Source organism: Salmonella sp. SAL04213, assembly GCF_046550535.1.
Classification (GTDB): domain Bacteria; phylum Pseudomonadota; class Gammaproteobacteria; order Enterobacterales; family Enterobacteriaceae; genus Salmonella; species Salmonella enterica.
Genome location: NZ_JBGDXS010000001.1, coordinates 453,154 through 471,911, shown reverse-complemented (window position 1 = coordinate 471,911; position 18,758 = coordinate 453,154). Strand labels below are relative to the sequence as shown.

15 protein-coding genes and 2 pseudogenes are annotated in these 18,758 nt (G+C 52.2%); 7 read left to right on the top strand and 10 right to left on the bottom strand.

The features are described from left to right. Nucleotides 1-195: 195 nt before the first annotated feature. Complete coding sequence (rhtA, locus tag ACLJPQ_RS02325; protein WP_001119555.1) at nt 196-1,083, bottom strand: threonine/homoserine exporter RhtA; 888 nt, start codon at nt 1,081-1,083, stop codon at nt 196-198. A gap of 353 nt (nt 1,084-1,436) precedes the next feature. On the opposite strand from rhtA, the gene ompX reads away from it, so the two are divergent. Beyond that, entirely contained in the window at nt 1,437-1,952 is a 516-nt protein-coding gene (ompX, locus tag ACLJPQ_RS02320) for an outer membrane protein OmpX (protein WP_000716763.1), read from the top strand. Nucleotides 1,953-2,014: 62 nt separating this feature from the next. Here ompX and ACLJPQ_RS02315 read toward each other — a convergent pair whose 3' ends face one another. Both ACLJPQ_RS02315 and mntS read right to left on the bottom strand, forming a co-directional pair. Further along, on the bottom strand, nt 2,015-3,595 hold the full coding sequence (locus tag ACLJPQ_RS02315; RefSeq protein WP_001089327.1) for a phosphoethanolamine transferase: 1,581 nt from the start codon (nt 3,593-3,595) through the stop codon (nt 2,015-2,017). Nucleotides 3,596-3,859: 264 nt separating this feature from the next. Further along, a complete protein-coding gene (mntS, locus tag ACLJPQ_RS02310; protein WP_001001755.1) occupies nt 3,860-3,988 on the bottom strand; it encodes a manganase accumulation protein MntS in 129 nt (42 codons plus the stop codon). Between the two features lie 185 nt (nt 3,989-4,173). Here mntS and mntR point away from each other — a divergent pair, with 185 nt between their 5' ends. Together mntR and ACLJPQ_RS02300 are read left to right on the top strand one after the other, a co-directional pair. Then, nucleotides 4,174-4,647, top strand: a complete 474-nt coding sequence (gene mntR, locus ACLJPQ_RS02305) for a manganese-binding transcriptional regulator MntR (RefSeq protein ID WP_000533542.1) — start codon at nt 4,174-4,176, stop codon at nt 4,645-4,647. Further along, nucleotides 4,644-5,756 (top strand): anion transporter, encoded by a 1,113-nt coding sequence (locus ACLJPQ_RS02300; protein ID WP_080185103.1) that lies wholly within the window; start codon nt 4,644-4,646, stop codon nt 5,754-5,756. Before mntR ends, ACLJPQ_RS02300 begins: the two co-directional genes overlap by 4 nt. A gap of 43 nt (nt 5,757-5,799) precedes the next feature. On the opposite strand, the gene ldtB is transcribed toward ACLJPQ_RS02300, so the two are convergent. Further along, nucleotides 5,800-6,720, bottom strand: coding sequence for a L,D-transpeptidase (ldtB, locus tag ACLJPQ_RS02295; RefSeq protein ID WP_001056404.1), 921 nt, complete (start codon nt 6,718-6,720; stop codon nt 5,800-5,802). A gap of 218 nt (nt 6,721-6,938) precedes the next feature. Between ldtB and ACLJPQ_RS02290 the strand changes: the two genes are divergently transcribed. Together ACLJPQ_RS02290 and ACLJPQ_RS02285 are read left to right on the top strand one after the other, a co-directional pair. Next, nucleotides 6,939-8,531, top strand: coding sequence for an ABC-F family ATPase (locus ACLJPQ_RS02290; RefSeq protein ID WP_000961479.1), 1,593 nt, complete (start codon nt 6,939-6,941; stop codon nt 8,529-8,531). Nucleotides 8,532-8,930: 399 nt separating this feature from the next. Continuing rightward, complete coding sequence (locus ACLJPQ_RS02285) at nt 8,931-9,674, top strand: DUF4261 domain-containing protein (RefSeq protein WP_010988985.1); 744 nt, start codon at nt 8,931-8,933, stop codon at nt 9,672-9,674. A 28-nt stretch (nt 9,675-9,702) separates the two neighbouring features. Here the strand turns inward: ACLJPQ_RS02285 and ACLJPQ_RS02280 are convergent. Next, a pseudogene (locus tag ACLJPQ_RS02280) lies at nt 9,703-10,431 on the bottom strand (Cof-type HAD-IIB family hydrolase); the annotation flags it as partial. Here ACLJPQ_RS02280 and ACLJPQ_RS02275 point away from each other — a divergent pair. Beyond that, nucleotides 10,428-10,505: pseudogene (locus ACLJPQ_RS02275) on the top strand (hypothetical protein); the annotation flags it as partial. The pseudogenes ACLJPQ_RS02280 and ACLJPQ_RS02275 overlap by 4 nt on opposite strands. Nucleotides 10,506-10,626: 121 nt before the next feature. Here the strand turns inward: ACLJPQ_RS02275 and ACLJPQ_RS02270 are convergent. Next, entirely contained in the window at nt 10,627-11,892 is a 1,266-nt protein-coding gene (locus ACLJPQ_RS02270; protein WP_000210959.1) for a DUF1479 domain-containing protein, read from the bottom strand. 261 nt (nt 11,893-12,153) lie between these two features. Here ACLJPQ_RS02270 and ACLJPQ_RS02265 point away from each other — a divergent pair, with 261 nt between their 5' ends. After that, nucleotides 12,154-12,963, top strand: a complete 810-nt coding sequence (locus ACLJPQ_RS02265) for a Cof-type HAD-IIB family hydrolase (protein WP_000217910.1) — start codon at nt 12,154-12,156, stop codon at nt 12,961-12,963. 77 nt (nt 12,964-13,040) lie between these two features. Here the strand turns inward: ACLJPQ_RS02265 and ACLJPQ_RS02260 are convergent, their stop codons facing one another. From ACLJPQ_RS02260 to moeA, 4 genes are all read right to left on the bottom strand, one after another. Beyond that, entirely contained in the window at nt 13,041-15,473 is a 2,433-nt protein-coding gene (locus tag ACLJPQ_RS02260) for a glycyl radical protein (RefSeq protein WP_000192661.1), read from the bottom strand. A gap of 5 nt (nt 15,474-15,478) precedes the next feature. Continuing rightward, complete coding sequence (locus ACLJPQ_RS02255) at nt 15,479-16,378, bottom strand: glycyl-radical enzyme activating protein (protein WP_000576947.1); 900 nt, start codon at nt 16,376-16,378, stop codon at nt 15,479-15,481. A gap of 277 nt (nt 16,379-16,655) precedes the next feature. After that, nucleotides 16,656-17,405, bottom strand: a complete 750-nt coding sequence (gene moeB, locus ACLJPQ_RS02250) for a molybdopterin-synthase adenylyltransferase MoeB (protein WP_080185105.1) — start codon at nt 17,403-17,405, stop codon at nt 16,656-16,658. Beyond that, nucleotides 17,405-18,640, bottom strand: a complete 1,236-nt coding sequence (moeA, locus tag ACLJPQ_RS02245; RefSeq protein WP_000395792.1) for a molybdopterin molybdotransferase MoeA — start codon at nt 18,638-18,640, stop codon at nt 17,405-17,407. The genes moeB and moeA overlap by 1 nt, the downstream gene beginning before the upstream one ends. Between the last annotated feature and the right edge of the window lie 118 nt (nt 18,641-18,758).

The following is an 18,758-nucleotide window of genomic DNA, read 5'->3' as shown; positions in this document are numbered from 1 at the left end:
GACAAGATTTAATATTTATTTTGATTGTAAATCAATTACTTATACGAGTTTGTTGTTTGGTGGGTAATAATTCTCATTTTAATGTAAAAAATGAGAAAAAATATGACAAAAAATGACGAAGTAATAGCGCGATAATAAAAGGTGAATAACGAGGTGATATTCTGCATGATTATGCACATCATGCAGAATAAGAAACTATTTTACGTCAACTTGTTTAATTTGCGGTTCGCGGCGAATCGTTAGGGTAGATCCCATTGAAGCGGCAATGATGGCGCACAGGGCCATGATTTGTATGCCCGTAAGCGTTTCGCCCAGAAAAATCATCCCGGAAACGGCGGCCAGCGCGGGTTCCATGCTCATCAGCGTACCGAAGGTGCGGGTTGGCAGGCGCGTCAGCGCAATCATTTCCAGTGAATAAGGCAGCGCCGTAGAAAGCACAGCGACCGCTAACCCTAAGGGAAGAATCGACCAGTGCCATAGCGCGTCGCCAGCCTGAACTGCGCCAATCGGCACGAAAATGATGGCGGCAATCAGCGAGCCTACCGCCACCGTGGCCGGACCATGTTCCGCGCCTGCTCGCTGGCCGGTAAGAATATAGACAGCCCAACAGGCGCCAGCGCCGAGCGCCAACGCGGCCCCGGTAAGATCGACGTGAGACATATCTTGCCCTAATGGCAGCAGGAACCAGAGCCCAAGCACAGCCAGTACGACCCAAATAAAATCTACCGGCCGCCGGGATGAAAACAGCGCGACCGCCAGAGGACCGGTAAATTCCAGCGCGACCGCAATACCCAACGGCACCGTCTGAATCGACAGATAGAATAGATAGTTCATCCCGCCCAGCGACAGACCATAAAACAGTAAAGGCAGCCGCTGCTCTTTGGCAAAACGCAAACGCCAGGGTTTGAAAAAGGCGATAAGGATAAGCGTTCCCAACGCCAGACGAAGCGCCGTTACGCCCGGCGCGCCGACAAGAGGAAATAACGATTTCGCCAGTGAAGCGCCACTCTGAATAGAGGACATGGCAATGAGCAAAACCAAAATGGGCAACCAGACTGGTAGTTTACGTGTTGACCCCGGCATCCTTTCTCCTGTCAAAAAATGTCAGTACGAGTAAAGGTGGCAGTGTAATGGAAATTCCCCGTGGCGGTTGAGGATTCGTTGAAAAAAAATTTCCAGGATTCCATAAAATGAACTTAAATTGATGGATAAATAGACTGTTAGTTTAGGAATAATCTGGATGAATGTATCGCGTCGCACGCGCATTATTGGTGCAATCAGCCGGAAAAGTGATGTTAATTGAATAAGATAGCGCGATATGGAAACGTTCTGTTACATGAAAGGCGCCCTTAGACACCGTGAATCGCAAAGAGTTTCCCATTAATTTTTGATATATTTAAAACTTAGGACTTACTTGAAGCACATTTGAGGTGGTTATGAAAAAAATTGCATGTCTTTCAGCACTGGCCGCTGTTCTGGCTTTTTCCGCAGGTACTGCAGTAGCTGCTACTTCTACCGTTACTGGTGGTTACGCTCAGAGCGACGCGCAGGGCGTAGCGAATAAAATGAGCGGTTTCAACCTGAAGTATCGTTACGAGCAGGACGACAACCCGCTGGGCGTAATCGGTTCCTTCACCTACACCGAAAAAGATCGTACTAACGGTGCGGGCGATTACAACAAAGGTCAGTACTACGGCATCACTGCCGGCCCGGCTTACCGTCTGAACGATTGGGCGAGCATCTACGGTGTAGTCGGTGTGGGTTACGGTAAATTCCAGACGACCGATTACCCAACCTACAAGCATGACACCAGCGATTATGGCTTCTCCTATGGCGCTGGTCTGCAATTCAACCCGATGGAAAATGTTGCTCTGGACTTCTCTTACGAGCAGAGCCGTATTCGTAGCGTTGACGTTGGCACCTGGATTGCTGGTGTGGGTTACCGCTTCTAATCACGTCGGTGAAAATGAAAAATCCGCCTTTCGGGGCGGATTTTTTTTGCCTGAAACATGCATTATTTTAGTGAAAAAATATCGCTGCCCAGATGGTTATAGTCCACTTTCTGTAATTTGAAATTGGTGATATAAACGGGCCCGGCTTTCTGCTCCGAAATAAATCGATAGCGATTTTTGATCTCTTTAGCGCTAATTCCTGTCCATTGCGAGAAAAAACTCAGGAAATCGTTCGCAGAACGGCGAGCTTTAATGATCCGATGCGCTTTACTGTCGCTGGATAGCACCATAAACGGCACCTGGAAGTTTTGCTGGAATTTGTCGTCATGCGCCAGGTACTGTACCGCTTTGCCGCGCTCTTTAAACGCCAGTCCGTGATCGGAGAAATAGACGAGCGAAAAACTGTCGCCGCTATGACGAAGCTGAGTATAGAGCTGACGGAGCAAATCGTCGGTTTGCGTCATGGTGTATAAATAACAAGACGTCTCTTTCGACTGGACAAACGTCGCGTATTTTCCCTGAGTACGGTCGCAGGCCTGGGGATGCGATCCCATTAAATGCAACACAATCAACTGTGGTTGCGTGCGTTCTGTCGCCAATACCTGCGCCGTCATGGTTAACAGCGCGTCGTCGCGAGTATTTTTATCCGCTTCAAAATCGCCGTTTTTCAGGAAATGCGCTTCATCGGCGCGTTTGGCGATACTGGCGATGGCCGTGTCGTATTCGCCAATTTGCCCCTGATTGGAAAACCACCATGTCTGAAAACCGGCGCGGTTAGCCAGCGTGACGAAGTTATCCTGATACTGCGGTTTGTTATCCACCACGCGATTGAGCGTTAAACCGAGCGATTTTTGCGTTGAGCCGCTGGCGGCGATGTAATCCATAAAGAAGTCGCCATTCACATGGCTGGCGAAGGGGGTATTATCCCAGTGGCCGCCGAAAGCGCCCATGGCATCCCGTCGCGCGCTTTCACCAATCACCACGACATAGATGTGATATCTGGGTTTCACCGCAGTAACCGTCCAGCTATCTTTTATGCCGGATAGCTGCGCCATACGGTGCTGCTCTTCAATGACTTCGTTGTTATTGACGATAACGTCTTTAGCGAAGCGAAAAACCGGATAGCCGGTATCAATAACCTTAAAAACGCCGCCCCACGCCAGATTTTGTACCGGCGCGACGAAAAATGCCGCGACGCTAATCAGCAGGCACAGGCTGTCGAGGCTATTCCAGCGCGGCCTGACCTCTTCTTTTCGGCGGCGAAGCGCAATAATACCCAGCGCAAAAATAAAAAGTCCGGTCAGGTAGCTATACCACGGGAAGATGGTCAGGATTTCACTCGACTCTTCCATATTGGTGGAGTGCAGCGCCAGCAGCGTATTAAAGTTCGGCGCGCCGTAAGCCTGGCCAAAGGGAAAATAGCAAGCAGCTACCAGCGAACAGATGCCGAGCAGCGCTTTTTGTCCGCGAGGCAGGTAGCGCCAGAGCAGCAGCAACAGGCAGGTAAACGCCGCGGTATAAAGCAGGCTAAAGGGGTAGCCGAGCGCGAGGTTAATCAGCAGCGACTGTAAAAAGTAGAGGCCCGCCCACGGGCTTACAGCCCGACGACGGGCCAGAAGTGAATCGATAAGGGTTGAATTCATATGCCACTATTGCAAAAACGCCATGTGCTAACCCTGGCGCGAAGGGTCATTACCTGCCTGATTATGCGTAAAAAAGGTATTGGGTTCGCAACGGCGAGTCGCAAAATATTCAGGGCTGCCAGAAGATAGAGCGTGCGGGTAAGAAGGTCAACCGCCGGAAAGAAAATGTTTTGCGAAGAGAATAGCAAAACCACAAAAAAACAGGGGAAATGGGCGCCATTTCCGTTGAGGATGCAAAATAAAGCGGCGTACCGCACCGCCGCGTTATTTCGTGGAAGGGTTATCCTGCTCCGGTTTGCCGTTGATCATATCGCACAACATAGAGAGCAGCATTAACCGGACTTTAAAGGGAGAGTGACTGAACACGCGTATACACCTCTTAAATTCGTTCATATAAACCTCCTGATGTTTCTATCCCATCGATCCGTGAGGGATGTCTGCATTACATACAGATATAGCACAGGCTATGTTTTATAGCTATTGCTAAAACGTTAATTTTTTGTGCCCGGACAACTCTGGTTTACAATGAGCGCTCTGTCAGCTGACGCGTTAACGCGTCACAGAAACGAGGAAGCAAAATGGGTCGTCGCGCAGGTACGCCAACAACAAAAAAAGTGACGCAATTGGTGAACGTAGAAGAACACGTTGAAGGATTTCGTCAGGTCAGAGAGGCGCATCGCCGTGAGTTGATAGACGACTACGTTGAGCTGATTTCCGATTTAATTATTGAGGTAGGGGAAGCGCGTCAGGTGGATATGGCGGCGCGGCTCGGCGTCTCCCAGCCGACTGTGGCCAAAATGCTTAAGCGCCTGGCATCGTTAGGATTTATTCAAATGATCCCCTGGCGCGGCGTTTTTCTGACGCCGGAAGGGGAGAAGCTGGCGCAGGAAAGCCGCGAGCGGCATCAAATTGTCGAAAATTTTTTACTGGTATTAGGCGTAAGCCCGGAAATCGCGCGTCGTGATGCGGAAGGGATGGAACACCATGTCAGCCAGGAGACATTGGATGCCTTTTTGGCCTTCACGCAACAGCATGGAACATCTGCAGAATGAATCTGGCCTTTTTACGGGCGCTGCGGCGTGACCGTTTTTTTCAGTTGTTGATCATTGTGGGGATGGCGCTAAGCCTGTTTGTTCCTTTTGCGCCCCGCGCCTGGCCTGGCGCGATTGACTGGCACACCATTATTACCCTCAGTGGGTTAATGTTGCTCACTAAAGGCGTTGAGCTGAGCGGCTATTTTGATGTGCTGGGACGCAAGATGACGCGCCGATTTCATACCGAGCGGCAACTGGCGATGTTCCTGGTGCTGGCTGCGGCGGCGCTGTCGACCTTTCTGACAAACGATGTCGCGCTGTTTATCGTTGTGCCGCTGACGATAACATTAAAAAAACTGTGCGCGATTCCGGTCAACCGATTGATTATTTTTGAAGCGTTGGCGGTTAACGCCGGTTCGCTGCTGACGCCTGTCGGTAATCCGCAAAATATTCTGTTGTGGGGACGCTCCGGCTTAACCTTTGCTGAATTTAGCGGGCAAATGGCGCCGCTTGCCGTCATGATGATGCTGACGTTACTGCTCCTGTGCTGGTTTTGTTTTCCGGGTAGGGCGTTACAGTATCATACCGGTACGCGTTCGCCGCAGTGGCAGCCCCGTCTGGTGTGGAGTTGCCTGGCATTATATGTCGTTTTTCTTACCGCGCTGGAGCTCAGGCAAGAGTTATGGGGACTGGTGTTGGTGGCGGCTGGGTTTATTGTGCTGGCGCGCAGGGTGATAGTCAGCGTGGACTGGACGCTGCTGCTGGTATTTATGGCGATGTTTATTGATGTCCATCTGCTAACGCAATTGCCGGCGTTGCAGGGCGTTTTCAACCAGGTTGGCGCACTGTCTCACCTGGGACTTTGGCTAACCGCTATCGGCCTGTCGCAGGTTATCAGTAATGTGCCCAGTACCATTCTCCTGCTGAACTATGTACCGGCCTCGACGCTGCTGGCGTGGGCGGTGAATATCGGCGGGTTTGGTCTGCTGCCGGGGTCGCTGGCAAATCTTATTGCTTTACGGATGGCGAACGATCGCCGAATCTGGTGGCGATTTCATTTCTATTCGCTGCCGATGCTGGCATGGGCGGCGCTGGTGGGATATGGATTATTGCAACTGATGCTGTAAGAGAAGCCCGATAGTGTCTATCGGGCTTCGCAGGCAGAGTCTGTCAGTTCAGACGAACCGGCATCCCGGAACGATCCTGAACCGCCTGTTGTACGACGGTCTGATCAACGTCAGGCTCGTTGGTGACGGCCAGGATACTCTTATTAAGCGTGATCGGCACCGCTTCCTTACCTTCAAACTGCGCTTCCGTCGTTGACAGCGGGTTATGCACCTCAATGTAACGGCTACCGTCCGGCTCGGTGGTGGCTTTTACCGGTTCATCGATAAACTGCACGCGGGTACCGACCGGCACATTTTCAAACAGGAATTTGATATCGTCGTTGCGCAGACGTACGCAGCCGTGGCTCACGCGAAGCCCGATGCCGAAGTTGGCGTTGGTGCCGTGAATAGCATACAGGCGACCAATGTACAGCGCGTACAGGCCCATCGGGTTATCCGGGCCCGCAGGTACGACCGCAGGCAACGGCTCGCCGGCGGCGCGATATTCAGCGTGCATTTTTGCCGTAGGCGTCCAGGTCGGACCGGCTTTTTTACGTTCAACTTTGGTCGTCCAGTTGATAGGCGTGTCTTTACCTAACTGACCGATCCCAATCGGCAGGACGATAACGGTGTTTGTGCCTTTCGGGTAGTAATAGAGGCGCATTTCCGCGCTATTGATGATAATGCCTTCGTGTACGGTATCCGGCAGGATCAGCTGCTGCGGAATATTCAGCACGGTACCGCCCTTCGGCAGGAAGGTATCCACGCCCGGGTTGGCTTCCAGCATGTTGGAGAGCCCCATCTGATACTCCGCGGCAAAATACTCCAGCGGCTGGGTATTGCCCTCCGGAACGGTGATGACCTGATTTTGCCCAATTAAACGGCTACCATCGGTAGGCAGCGGGTAAGTGACTGCTGAGGCTGTTTTACAAAAACCAACTACAGCGAAAGCCGCCGCGAAAAGCGTTGTTAATTTCATATTCATGTTATGCGAGATTCTGTGCCAAGCAGGCTAGTAGGTTGAGAATTCTGTCATGTTGGGAGCGCATTATAGGTGCATTCCAGTAAACAGGGAATTCAGATGTGTACGAAATCACGTTTTTTTCCCTTACGGTTCAGTGTAGCCCTTTGTACAGGGCGCGATCTTATTTCAGACTTGTGGCATAATAAGCGGTTTGTCACATCTTTTTTCAGGATAAGCCTGTGTTAGTTTCCAGCAACGTTACCATGCAGTTCGGCAGTAAGCCGCTGTTCGAAAACATTTCCGTCAAATTTGGCGGCGGCAACCGTTACGGCCTGATCGGCGCCAACGGTAGCGGAAAGTCCACTTTTATGAAAATCCTCGGCGGCGACCTGGAGCCGACGCTGGGCAATGTTTCCCTCGATCCGAATGAGCGCATCGGTAAGCTGCGTCAGGACCAGTTCGCTTTTGAAACATTCACCGTACTTGATACTGTCATTATGGGGCATGGAGAACTGTGGGAAGTCAAGCAGGAGCGCGACCGTATCTACGCTTTGCCGGAAATGAGCGAAGAAGACGGCTATAAAGTCGCCGATCTGGAAGTAAAATACGGCGAGATGGACGGTTATTCCGCTGAGGCGCGCGCGGGCGAACTGCTGTTGGGGGTGGGCATCCCGCTGGAGCAGCATTACGGTCTGATGAGTGAAGTCGCGCCAGGCTGGAAATTGCGTGTGCTGCTGGCGCAGGCGTTATTCTCTAATCCGGACATCCTGTTGCTCGACGAACCGACCAACAACCTGGATATTGATACTATCCGTTGGCTGGAGCAGGTGCTGAACGAGCGCGATAGCACGATGATCATCATTTCGCACGACCGTCACTTCCTGAACATGGTTTGTACGCATATGGCGGATCTGGATTACGGCGACTTGCGCGTCTATCCGGGTAACTATGATGAGTATATGACGGCGGCGACCCAGGCGCGTGAACGTCTGTTGGCCGATAATGCGAAGAAAAAAGCGCAAATTGCCGAGCTGCAATCTTTTGTTAGCCGTTTTAGCGCCAATGCCTCTAAATCGCGTCAGGCAACGTCGCGCGCGCGGCAGATCGATAAAATCAAGCTGGAAGAGGTGAAAGCCTCCAGCCGTCAGAACCCGTTCATCCGTTTTGAGCAGGATAAAAAACTGTTCCGTAACGCTCTGGAAGTGGAGGCGCTGACGAAAGGTTTTGATAACGGTCCGCTGTTTAAAAATGTCAATTTGCTGCTCGAAGTCGGCGAGAAGCTGGCGGTACTCGGCACCAATGGCGTGGGTAAATCTACGCTGCTGAAGACGCTGGTTGGCGATCTGGACGCCGATCACGGCACCGTTAAATGGTCGGAAAACGCGCGTATTGGTTACTACGCGCAGGACCACGAATATGAATTCGAAAATGACCTGACGGTGTTTGAATGGATGAGTCAGTGGAAGCAGGAAGGCGACGACGAGCAGGCAGTGCGCAGTATTCTGGGCCGCCTGTTATTTAGCCAGGATGATATCAAAAAGCCTGCGAAAGTCCTTTCCGGTGGCGAGAAGGGCCGTATGCTGTTCGGCAAACTGATGATGCAAAAGCCGAATATCCTGATCATGGACGAACCGACTAACCACCTGGATATGGAGTCGATCGAATCGCTGAATATGGCGCTGGAGCTGTATCAGGGCACGCTGATCTTTGTTTCGCACGACCGTGAGTTCGTCAGCTCGCTGGCAACCCGCGTCATTGAAATTACGCCGGAGCGCGTGGTGGACTTCAGCGGCAACTACGACGATTATTTGCGTAGTAAAGGGATCGAGTAAGTTATTGTCTGTAACCCCGATAGCGTCGGGGTTACAGAATGTTAACAAGGTAATTTTTATTTTTTCCGAATGCAATGTAAAAATTATATATACTCTTAATATTCGATTTTAAAATTAAATGAAAGAAGAGGATCTATCATAAAAATTGCGAATATATTTTGTGGTAAACATATTGTAATGTTATTTTCTTTATAAGAATTCAAGTGCTATTTTATATTCCTTTATTGTTCAACAAAAGGAATGAATATGAGCATTTTGGAACGCTTTTTTGGCCGTAAAGAAAAAAACTCATCTAATATACAAGGTGTTTTAGTAGCGAATGCTGAAATTGATAACCCACTAAGTTTAGTTGTTGTATTTGATACTCTCCCGGAAAATAATTCAAAAGAACTCACCCGCTTGTTGCGTAATTATCATTCCAGTATGAAACAGGCAACGTGTGAACTTGTCCCTGAACTGGATTTTTTTGGTTTAGCAGGATGGGGTAAGCATGTAATATCGATGGTTGGATTTAAAACGCCTTACCCTCAGGAATCAATCGAACAATGCGTCGCGCCAGCTCATTATCCCCAGGAAGTAAAAGAGCAAGTACGGGCAACCAGTGCAAATATTATTTTATATTATAAGGGGTATGATACTTCACCTTTAGAGCAATATGTTGCGTTGGCTGTGGTTGCAGGTGCATTAAGTAACATGGGGGCTGTCGCTGTATTAAATGAATCGGCTCACACTTCATTACCTGCGGGGGTATTTAAATCTCAGGAGTTGGGTAAGCATAGTCTGGAGATGTTGCGTGAAGGTTTCCCGCTGACCTCTCTATTTTGTGGATTTGTGAAATATGAAGTTGAGGATATCGAAGGCGTATGGATGCGTACCTATGGTGCTGATTGCTTTGGGCTACCAGATTTCGCAGCACACGCACAAGGCCATCACGAAGGGCAAAAATATTCTGATATTTTCAATAATGTTCTGCGTTACCTGCTTGAAAGTGGAGCAGAAATGGCTGCCGGTCATACCATGCAAGTCGGTAAAACGACATTTATGAAACTGCGCGATCCCCTTGACGATGAATATTACTTACAGGGGCCTGGAACCACATTAGTGGTTGAACTGATTGAAGAAGATGAGTGTAATGCTCATTGAGAAATCGGGGCAATTGCCCCGACTCTCGTTAAAGTGTAAACGGCACCTTATTTTCCAGCACCGCCTGAATCACATTCAGTGCGCCTTCATGCTTATTATCATCGGTAGCGTAACGGGCGATTTGTTTAATGTTTTCTGCGGCATTGTCCATCGCAAAGGAATAACGCGCCATTTTAAGCATCTCTGCGCCATTGCCGCTGTCGCCAATCGCTACCACATTTTGTGGCGACAGATCCCAGCGTTTCAGTAACCGCGAAATACCGTTTGCTTTATGCAGGCCGGGAATAATCAGATCGATAAAGTCAAAACCACTTGTGACGGGCTTCATAATGCCATCGAGCGTAACGTGTAGTTTGTCGATCACTAACGGGATTTGTTCATCCGGTAGGTTGAGCGAAAACTTGAACAGTACGTCATCAATCTCCTGATAATCTTTTACGGGTTTCAGGCGATGGTAGTGTTTTGCCATCAGGGTAACGAGTGCTTCTGGCGCATTTTCGCTGACATATGCACTTTGCAGACCGCAGGCGACAAAATTAAGTTGCTTATATTTCAGCAACTCGCCAATAACAATCCGCGATTCATGTCGGGTCAGTTCGCCGTGGAACAGTTGCTTGCCATGTTCGTAAACCAGTGCGCCGTTTTCCGCGACAAAAGAGATTTCATCCTTTAGCTCAGGAAAGAACGAAATAAGCTGGTAATACTGATTACCGCTGGCGACAACGAACTCAATGCCGCGCTTTTTCAGCTCCTGAAATTACGCCGGAGCGCGTGGTGGACTTCAGCGGCAACTACGACGATTATTTGCGTAGTAAAGGGATTGAAAGCTAAACACTGACGCCCGGTGGCGCAGTGCTTACCGGGCCTACGTATCCTGGCGCGTAGGTTCGGTAAGACGGGTGCGCCCAGGCAAAGGGCACACCGCAGGTGAGCGGGCAGGGCGGTACGACCGTCAAACGTCCATACCTAATGCCCGTTTACCGTGAATATTCAGATCGCGCAGCGTGAAACGCCCTTCCCAGGTGGTTTCATAGTCCTCGCGCGGGAAATCGCCCGGTGATGCGCCTGTCTCCAGCGCCGCTTTCACCTTACGCGCATAGGCCAGGTTTTTCTCACACATTGGCGCGGCAGGAATGTACATCACATTGCCCCAGCCCTGCTGATTTTCGACGGAGGCGACGGAGTGGATGACATCGCAATGCCACCACACGGAATCCCCGGCTTCCAGCGGCGGAATGCTGGTTAACGCCGCCATCAGTAAAGGATGCCACTGTTCAGAAATCGGCAGCACCCGGCCCGGCGCGACGCCGCATAATTCATCTTCCGGGACATCATCCAGCAGCGGGCGCAGCAGAATATACGCCATCGCCTCCGGGATAGGGACGACATGAAGCAACCCCTGACCGGGCAGCATATCGGAGAGCGCGGTCCAGCCCTGGAAGGTGCGAAATACCGAGCATTTGGTGGTGTTATCCACCGTATACTCTTCAACTTCGGTACGGTGTGCCGCATTCCACGGATCGTACTGCTCGACGTTGCCGTTAAACACGCTGACGAATACCCGCTGATAGGCTGGCAGCAGCCAGCGCTCCAGCGCACCGGAGTCGGTATGCGCCCCCAGTCCTTTGGATGTGGTGCCCGGCGGGCGGCGGCGGATGCGATCCGGGTAAATGATGCTGATATCCGGATTAAACCATCGCTTGCCGTCGTGCTCTACCTGCCATAGACGGTTGAGGAACGACTGCGCCAGCGCCATCTCTTCACTTTGGCGGGCCTGCATTTGCGCCTGCGACCAGTAGACAGGATAGATTTCAGGCCGGGAGGCGCTCAGCGTACCGAAAAAATTATCCCCCGGTCCTTTATACACCTCGTCAAAATGGTTCTTGTCCAGATAGTCGAGCATCGACTGGTCCCATGCCAGCGCCTGTTCGCGTGGAAAATGACCTTTAATCACCGCGCACCCGCGGCGCTTAACCTCGGCGCGGGTGGCATCGCTAATGTTGCCCATCGCCAGTTCGCTAAAAGGGATAATTGGCCATACCGGCTGCCCCTGCGCCTTCAGATCGTTAATTTCCGCCACCCGGGCTGCTATGGTGGCGCTCAAACGGTCGAACACCGCCTGTACGTCGCCGATTTGCGCGCGTAGCGCCTGCTTCATCTGACGAATGGCCGCTTTTGGGTCGGCGGGCAGCGTTTCGTGGGTAAAAGGAGTCGTCATATCAACCTCATCATCTTTCGTTCGAAAGTAAAGTTAGTTACATCTGATACTTTAAGTTAAAATAAGGTTAATGCAAGTTTAAAATATTGCAGGAGCGCACAAGGAGAGAAGCGAGAGGAAAACGTAAGGTGGCCAGGACGCCTTAATGTCTTATGCGGCTATTCCTTTCGTTCAGCCACTTTTCATTCGAAATAAATTTGTGGTTCTGCTCACATTGTTATTAAAATGTTTCTGGTCGCAGTTACAGCCAGGAGCTTAAGTATGACCGTTAACGTTGTCGTTACAGATATGGACGGCACTTTTCTCGACGATGCCAAGCAGTACGATCGTGTACGCTTCATGGCGCAATACCAGGAACTGAAAAAACGTAATATCGAATTTGTGGTCGCCAGCGGTAATCAGTACTACCAGTTGATCTCCTTCTTCCCCGAGCTGAAAGACGAAATTTCCTTTGTCGCAGAAAATGGCGCGCTGGTGTATGAACATGGCAAGCAGTTGTTTCACGGGGAACTAACCCGGCATGAATCGCGGATTGTGATTGGCGAACTGCTGAAGGATAAGCAGCTTAACTTCGTCGCCTGCGGTCTGAAAAGCGCTTATGTCAGCAAAAACGCTCCCGAGACTTTCGTGGCGCTGATGGCCAAACATTATCACCGCCTGCAGCCGGTAAACGATTATCACGACATTGACGATATCCTGTTTAAGTTCTCCCTGAATTTGCCCGATGAACAAATTCCGCTGGTTATCGACAAACTGCATGTATCTCTGGATGGCATCATGAAGCCCGTCACCAGCGGCTTCGGTTTTATCGACCTGATTATCCCGGGACTGCATAAAGCGAATGGCATCAGTCGTCTGTTAAAGCGCTGGAACAGGTCGCCACAGAATGTCGTCGCCATTGGCGACAGCGGTAATGATGCGGAAATGTTGAAAATGGCGCATTACTCTTTTGCCATGGGCAATGCCGCAGACAATATCAAAGCGCTTTCACGTTATCACACTGATGATAATAACCATCAAGGCGCGCTCAACGTCATTCAGGCCGTGCTTGACGGCACCGATCCCTTCTGATTAACAGGCCTGCGTAGGCCTGTTAAACGTAGCGCCATCAGGCGGTTCGGACATATTGCCGATGGCGCCAGGGTAAATTACAGCATATGTTCGGTACGGGCGATGATATCGTCCTGCGCATCCGGCGACAGCGCGGTGAAGAAGGCGGAGTAGCCTGCCACACGCACGACCAGATCGCGGTACTGGTCCGGATGTTTTTTCGCATCCAGCAGCGTTTCGCGTGACACGATGTTGTACTGAATATGCCAGCCTTTATGCACCTCAAAGAACGTCCGTAGCAGAACCATCAGTTTCTGTTTGTCGGATTCGTTTTCCAGCGTCGTTGGGTTCAGTTTCTGGTTGAGCAGCACGCCGCCGAGAATGGAACCGGTAGGTAATTTGCCTACGGAACCAATCACCGCCGTCGGGCCGAGATGATCCGTACCTGATGCAGGGCTTGCGCCTTCCGCCAGCGGTGTATGCGCTTTGCGACCGTCCGGGGTAGCCATGGTCGCGGCGCCAAATGGCACGTTTGCTGAGATAGAGGACGTACCGGCGTAATAGTTGCCGCCGACAGGGCCACGACCATAGCGCGGGTTATGATATTGCTTCAGCTCATCAATATAGGTCTGATAAGCGCGCGCCAGCAGGGTATCGACACTGTCATCGTCGTTACCGTACTTCGGCGCGCCGTTAATCAGACGCTGGCGCAGCTGCTCGTGAGTCAGACCGTCGAAGTCATCGGCCAGCGCGGCGGCAAGCTGCTGTTGACCGATAACGCCCTGTTCGAAGACCAGTTTTTTCACGGCGGCGAGGCTGTTGCCCAGGTTGGCAATACCGACCTGCAGACCGGATACCCAGTCATATTTCGCGCCGCCTTGCTTGATACTCTTCGCGCGTTCAATACAGTCATCTACCAGCGCTGAGCAGAGAATATCGTGGACGTTCTCTTCCAGCATGGTGTCGACCACATACTCAATTTCGATCGATTTGCGCGTGTAGTAGCGAATTTGGGTATCCCAGGCGGCCATCACTTCGTCAAAATTGTTAAAGTTGCCTGCGGAGAGCGCCTTTTCCTGCGGCAGAAATACCTTGCCGCTGGTGGCGTCGCGACCGCCTTCCAGCGCCGCCAGCATGACGCGGGCGAAGTTAATAAAGCTCATGCCGGTGCAGCGATAACCCCATTTCCCGCCGACGGCGGTTTCGATACAGCCGATCGCCGCGTAATCGTAAGCGTCCTGTGGTTCGATCCCCAACTTGATAAATTCCGGGATGACGATTTCATCATTGTTAAACGCCGGCATCCCAAAGCCGCAGCGGATGACCTGGACGCAGGCGTCAAGGAAATCGTTACTCATTCCGGCGTGATAACGCACACTGAGGTTGGGCTGGGTAGAACGCAGACGTCCACAGGACTCCAGAATGGCGTAAGACAGCGGATTCACTGCGTCCATTGGCTGACCGTTGATGAGATTCTGACCGCCAATGGTGACGTTTTGATACAGCGGGCTGCCTGCGGAAGCTTTAGAGTGCGAACCGGAGCGGATCTTGTTTACTTCCAGCAGTTTCAGCCAGCAGCTGTGCAGCAGTTCAATGGCGTGCTCACGATCCAGCGTCTGGTTTAGTTCTACATCGCGACGATAATAGGGGTAAAGATACTGGTCCATACGACCAAATGACACCGAGTGACCGTTAGACTCAATTTGTAGAATCAGCTGGATGAAGTAGCACAATTGCAGTGCTTGCCAGAAGGTCTGCGGCGGTTGGTGGGCGATCACCTCGCAGTTTTCGGCGATGGTAAGTAGCTCTTTACGACGGCTTTCACGGGACTCTTCGCCCGCCATCTGGCGCGCCAGCGCGGCAAAGCGCGTGATGTGCTGGCTTACCGCGTCGAGCACAATATCAATCGCCTTCAGGAACTGCTCGCCATGCAGATCTTCCAGCACGGTCAGGTTGATGCGTGAGCGGCGCTCGGCGACTTTATCGCGCAGGCCATCAAGCCCTTTTTCTAGCAGCAGCGGGAAGTTCACCGCCAGGTGCGCGTCACCGGAGGTCATATTGCCTTCGGCTTTGATAATGCCAGTCGCCAGAAGCCCTTTTTGTTCATCGGTAAACATGCCGTAGCAGCGATCCTGGACGGTTTGACCGCGCCACCACGGACAGACGTCGTGCAGAATACGCTTGTTTTCTTCACTTACGGAAAAACCTGCGCCGGGCCGGTCCGCCAGGTCGTCGATCTCTTTTTCAATCCACGAGACGGTATATTCCGGGAAAATCGGCGCGGCGCGGACTTCACTTGCCTGGTTGCCGACGATCAGTTCATCGTGTTTTATCCAGATAGTGCGTTCCGCCAGGTGATGGGCCAGCGCCAGCGCACGGCGTACCGGAATCGGTTTATCCAGATGCTGCTGGTACATTTCGGTATAATGCTGCGCGCGCTCGGTACAGACCGGCGGTTTCACGATATGTACCAGCGCGGTTTTGTGCGCCTTAATGCGGTCACTGAGCGTGTCCAGTTTCAGTTGGGTCATGATAATTATCCTCGTAGGGTCGCGGTTAAACCTTTTTGGCAGGCGTACTTCTGGGCAAAATCAAGTAACGCCGGCGCATCCAGTGGTTTATCCGGGGCATGATAGGGTTGACTGAGTAAGTGGTATTTATTGATGCCCAGCGTGTGGTAGGGCAGAAAATGAATTTCCCCGACGTGCAGTTCGTCGGCGGCAAAGTCGGTAATGGCTTTAATGGCCTCCTCATCGGCATTAAATCCCTGAATCAGCGGGACGCGAATCACCATTTTTTTGCCCGCGGCGGCGAGTTTCCTGAGATTTTCCAGCACCCGCGAGGCGCTGCCATCGGTCCACTGCTTAAACGGCCCGTCGGCGACATGCTTCAAATCAGCCAGAAACAGATCGATATAAGGCAGTGAGGGCGCAATGTATTTCCATGGGACATGCAGACAGGTCTCAACCGCTGTATGAATACCGGCGTCATGGCTGGCTTTAAACAGCTCTGCCGCCAGTTCCGGCTGCATAAACGGTTCGCCGCCGGAAAGCGTAAGACCGCCGCCGCTGCGATCGTAAAAAGGTTTATCGCGCAGTACCGTCGCCATGATCTCATCCACGCTTTTTATTTCGCCGCACACGGTTAACGCTTGTGTGGGGCAGCAATGCGCCAGGATGGAAAAATGGGCGTCGGTCAGTTTCTCGCGATGGATGAGCAGGCCGTTTAGCGCGCGCTCAATGACGTCCGGCGCGGCTTGCGCGCACAGGTCGCATCCTTCGAGACACAGCCGCGCGTCGTATAACAGATCCTGAGCGCGGGCGCGGCTTTCCGGGTTCTGGCACCAGCGACAGCCCAACGAACAGCCTTTGAGAAATACTACGGTACGGATACCGGGGCCATCGTGGGTAGAATAGCGCTGAATATTGAAGATCATAAACGGCCTCTCTTATTTCATATAAAGATTAAATTACTTTCGAATGAAAGTTATCTTGATGTGCGTCAACGAATGGAGAGGTTCTGACAAAGAGGCGTTAAATGAGGTACAACATTACGGTTTGAGGCTGTGATATGGCGTTTAAGATGATGCCGCGCTGCTTGAGCCGATCGTCAGTCGGAGCTTGGGTAAGCTGGCTTTGCGTCTGATGACAGTAATTATCTGTTGATACAGCACGGCCATAAACCGTGCTTTGGTATGTTTATCCGTAAAGTGGCTACTGTCCGCAGACTTCACAGCCGGGGTTGCGCATTAACTTCATTTCGCGGAACTGACAGGTCATCGCATCGTACATGACGATTTTTCCGCTAGCGGGCTGACCGTAATGCGCCAGCAGCTTAATGGCCTCCATTGCCTGTAGCGAACCGATCACGCCAATCAGCGGCGCCATCACCCCTGCCTCTACGCAGGTCAGAGCGTTTTCGCCAAACAGACGGCTCAGGCAGCGGTAACAGGGTTCGTTTTCCCGATACGTAAAGACGGTAACTTGTCCTTCCATACGAATGGCCGCGCCGGAGATTAGCGGCACTTTCGCGGTATAGCACCCGGCGTTAAGTTGATTACGTACGCTAACGTTATCGGTACAGTCCAGTACCAGCGAATGCCCGCCAATCAGGCTGGTCATAGCGTCGTCGTCCAGCCGCGCGTTAACGGGCGTAATGGTAATATGCGGGTTGATTCGCGCCAGCGCGTCGCGGGCGGACTCTACCTTTGGCTGCCCGACCGTGGCGTCGCTGTGCAAGGTTTGACGCTGGAGATTGGAAACGGAAACGGTATCAAAATCGAGTAGCGTCAGTTGCCCGACGCCAGCGCCGGCCAGATACTGCGTTGCCGCGCAGCCGAGTCCGCCCAGCCCGACCACTAATACCCGCGCCTCTTTTAACGCTTCCTGCCCTTCAAAATCGAAGCCGCGCAGAATAATTTGTCGGTTATAGCGCAGCATTTCCTGGTCGCTAAGTTCCGCCATTACAGGCCTCCGAACAGAGCATTAAACGGCTCGACTTCCACCCATTCTCCCGGCTCAACATTGCCGCGTTCACGCTCCAGCACAATAAAGCAGTTGCCCAGACTAAACGAGCTAAAAATATGTGAGCCCTGGTGTCCGGTAGTCGTGACCTCCAGTTCGCCGTTGGCGCTACGTTGCAGGATGCCGCGCTGGAAATCGAGACGCCCCGGCGTTTTCTTCAGGCGAGATGTTGTGCGTACACGCTGGCGCGGCGGTACAGCGCTTGCCGTGTTGCCGCCAAGCTTCGCCAGTAAAGGCTGAACCAGTTGATAAAACGTGAGCGCCGCAGAGACTGGATTCCCCGGCAGGCCACAGAACCAGCTATTACTGAGTTTGCCGAAGGCAAACGGTTTGCCTGGTTTGATAGCCAGCTTCCAGAAGGCGATTTCGCCCAGCTCCTCAAGGATGGTTTTGGTATAGTCCGCTTCACCAACCGAGACGCCGCCGGAGCTTATCACTACATCGGCCTGGCTGTCGGCGTCGATAAATGCGGCGCGAAGCTTACCGGGATCGTCAGGAATAATGCCTAAATTGATCACTTCGCAGCCAAGCTGTTGCAGCATCAAATGTATAGTTAGACGGTTAGTGTCATAAATTTGTCCCGCCTCCAGCGGCTGGCCCGGAAGCTGGAGCTCGTCGCCGGTTGAGAACAGCGCTACGCGCACTTTACGTACAACCTGCGCATCGGCAATTCCCAGCGACGCCAGCACCGGCAGTTCGGCAGTAGTCAGGCGCGTACCGGCCGGAAAGACCACCGCATCCTGGCGAATATCCTCGCCGCGGCGGCGGATGTTTTGTCCGCAACGAACATCGGCGGTAAAACGCACGCCGTCATCGGTTTGTTCCGTCTGCTCTTGCATGACTACCGCCTCGCAACCTGCCGGTACCGGGGCGCCGGTCATAATGCGAATGCAGGTTCCCGCAGGCCACTCTCCCTGGTAAGGCTGACCGGCAAATGCTTTGCCGGCGACGGGCAGCGGCTTATCGGCGGACAAATCCGCCACGCGTACCGCATAACCATCCATAGCTGAATTATCAAAGCCGGGAACATCGAGGGGAGAAACGATATCGGTCGCCAGGATGCGGCCAAAGCAGTTCACCAGCGGCAACGTTTCTACGGCGGTGAGCGGGGTAATACGTGAAAGCATCTGGGTCAGCGCCGTTTCAAGCGGCATCAATCCGGCGGAAAATTCCATGAACATACTCCTGCGAGGCAAAATCGAATCCGGCTATTATGTCAGAAAACAGTGGCGGGCAGTATGCTACCTCGGTCTTAGAGACGGCCTTGCGCCTTTACATACCTTACGCATCTTT

Excerpts from the sequence above, each read along its gene's own strand:
- mntS (WP_001001755.1), bottom strand. The coding sequence starts at position 3,988 with ATGAACGAATTTAAGAGGTGTATACGCGTGTTCAGTCACTCTCCCTTT.
- moeB (WP_080185105.1), bottom strand. The coding sequence starts at position 17,405 with ATGGCGGAACTTAGCGACCAGGAAATGCTGCGCTATAACCGACAAATT.
- ompX (WP_000716763.1), top strand. The coding sequence starts at position 1,437 with ATGAAAAAAATTGCATGTCTTTCAGCACTGGCCGCTGTTCTGGCTTTT.
- ldtB (WP_001056404.1), bottom strand. The coding sequence starts at position 6,720 with ATGAATATGAAATTAACAACGCTTTTCGCGGCGGCTTTCGCTGTAGTT.
- ACLJPQ_RS02270 (WP_000210959.1), bottom strand. The coding sequence starts at position 11,892 with ATGACGACTCCTTTTACCCACGAAACGCTGCCCGCCGACCCAAAAGCG.
- moeA (WP_000395792.1), bottom strand. The coding sequence starts at position 18,640 with ATGGAATTTTCCGCCGGATTGATGCCGCTTGAAACGGCGCTGACCCAG.
- ACLJPQ_RS02300 (WP_080185103.1), top strand. The coding sequence starts at position 4,644 with ATGAATCTGGCCTTTTTACGGGCGCTGCGGCGTGACCGTTTTTTTCAG.
- rhtA (WP_001119555.1), bottom strand. The coding sequence starts at position 1,083 with ATGCCGGGGTCAACACGTAAACTACCAGTCTGGTTGCCCATTTTGGTT.
- ACLJPQ_RS02260 (WP_000192661.1), bottom strand. The coding sequence starts at position 15,473 with ATGACCCAACTGAAACTGGACACGCTCAGTGACCGCATTAAGGCGCAC.
- ACLJPQ_RS02315 (WP_001089327.1), bottom strand. The coding sequence starts at position 3,595 with ATGAATTCAACCCTTATCGATTCACTTCTGGCCCGTCGTCGGGCTGTA.
- mntR (WP_000533542.1), top strand. The coding sequence starts at position 4,174 with ATGGGTCGTCGCGCAGGTACGCCAACAACAAAAAAAGTGACGCAATTG.
- ACLJPQ_RS02255 (WP_000576947.1), bottom strand. The coding sequence starts at position 16,378 with ATGATCTTCAATATTCAGCGCTATTCTACCCACGATGGCCCCGGTATC.
- ACLJPQ_RS02265 (WP_000217910.1), top strand. The coding sequence starts at position 12,154 with ATGACCGTTAACGTTGTCGTTACAGATATGGACGGCACTTTTCTCGAC.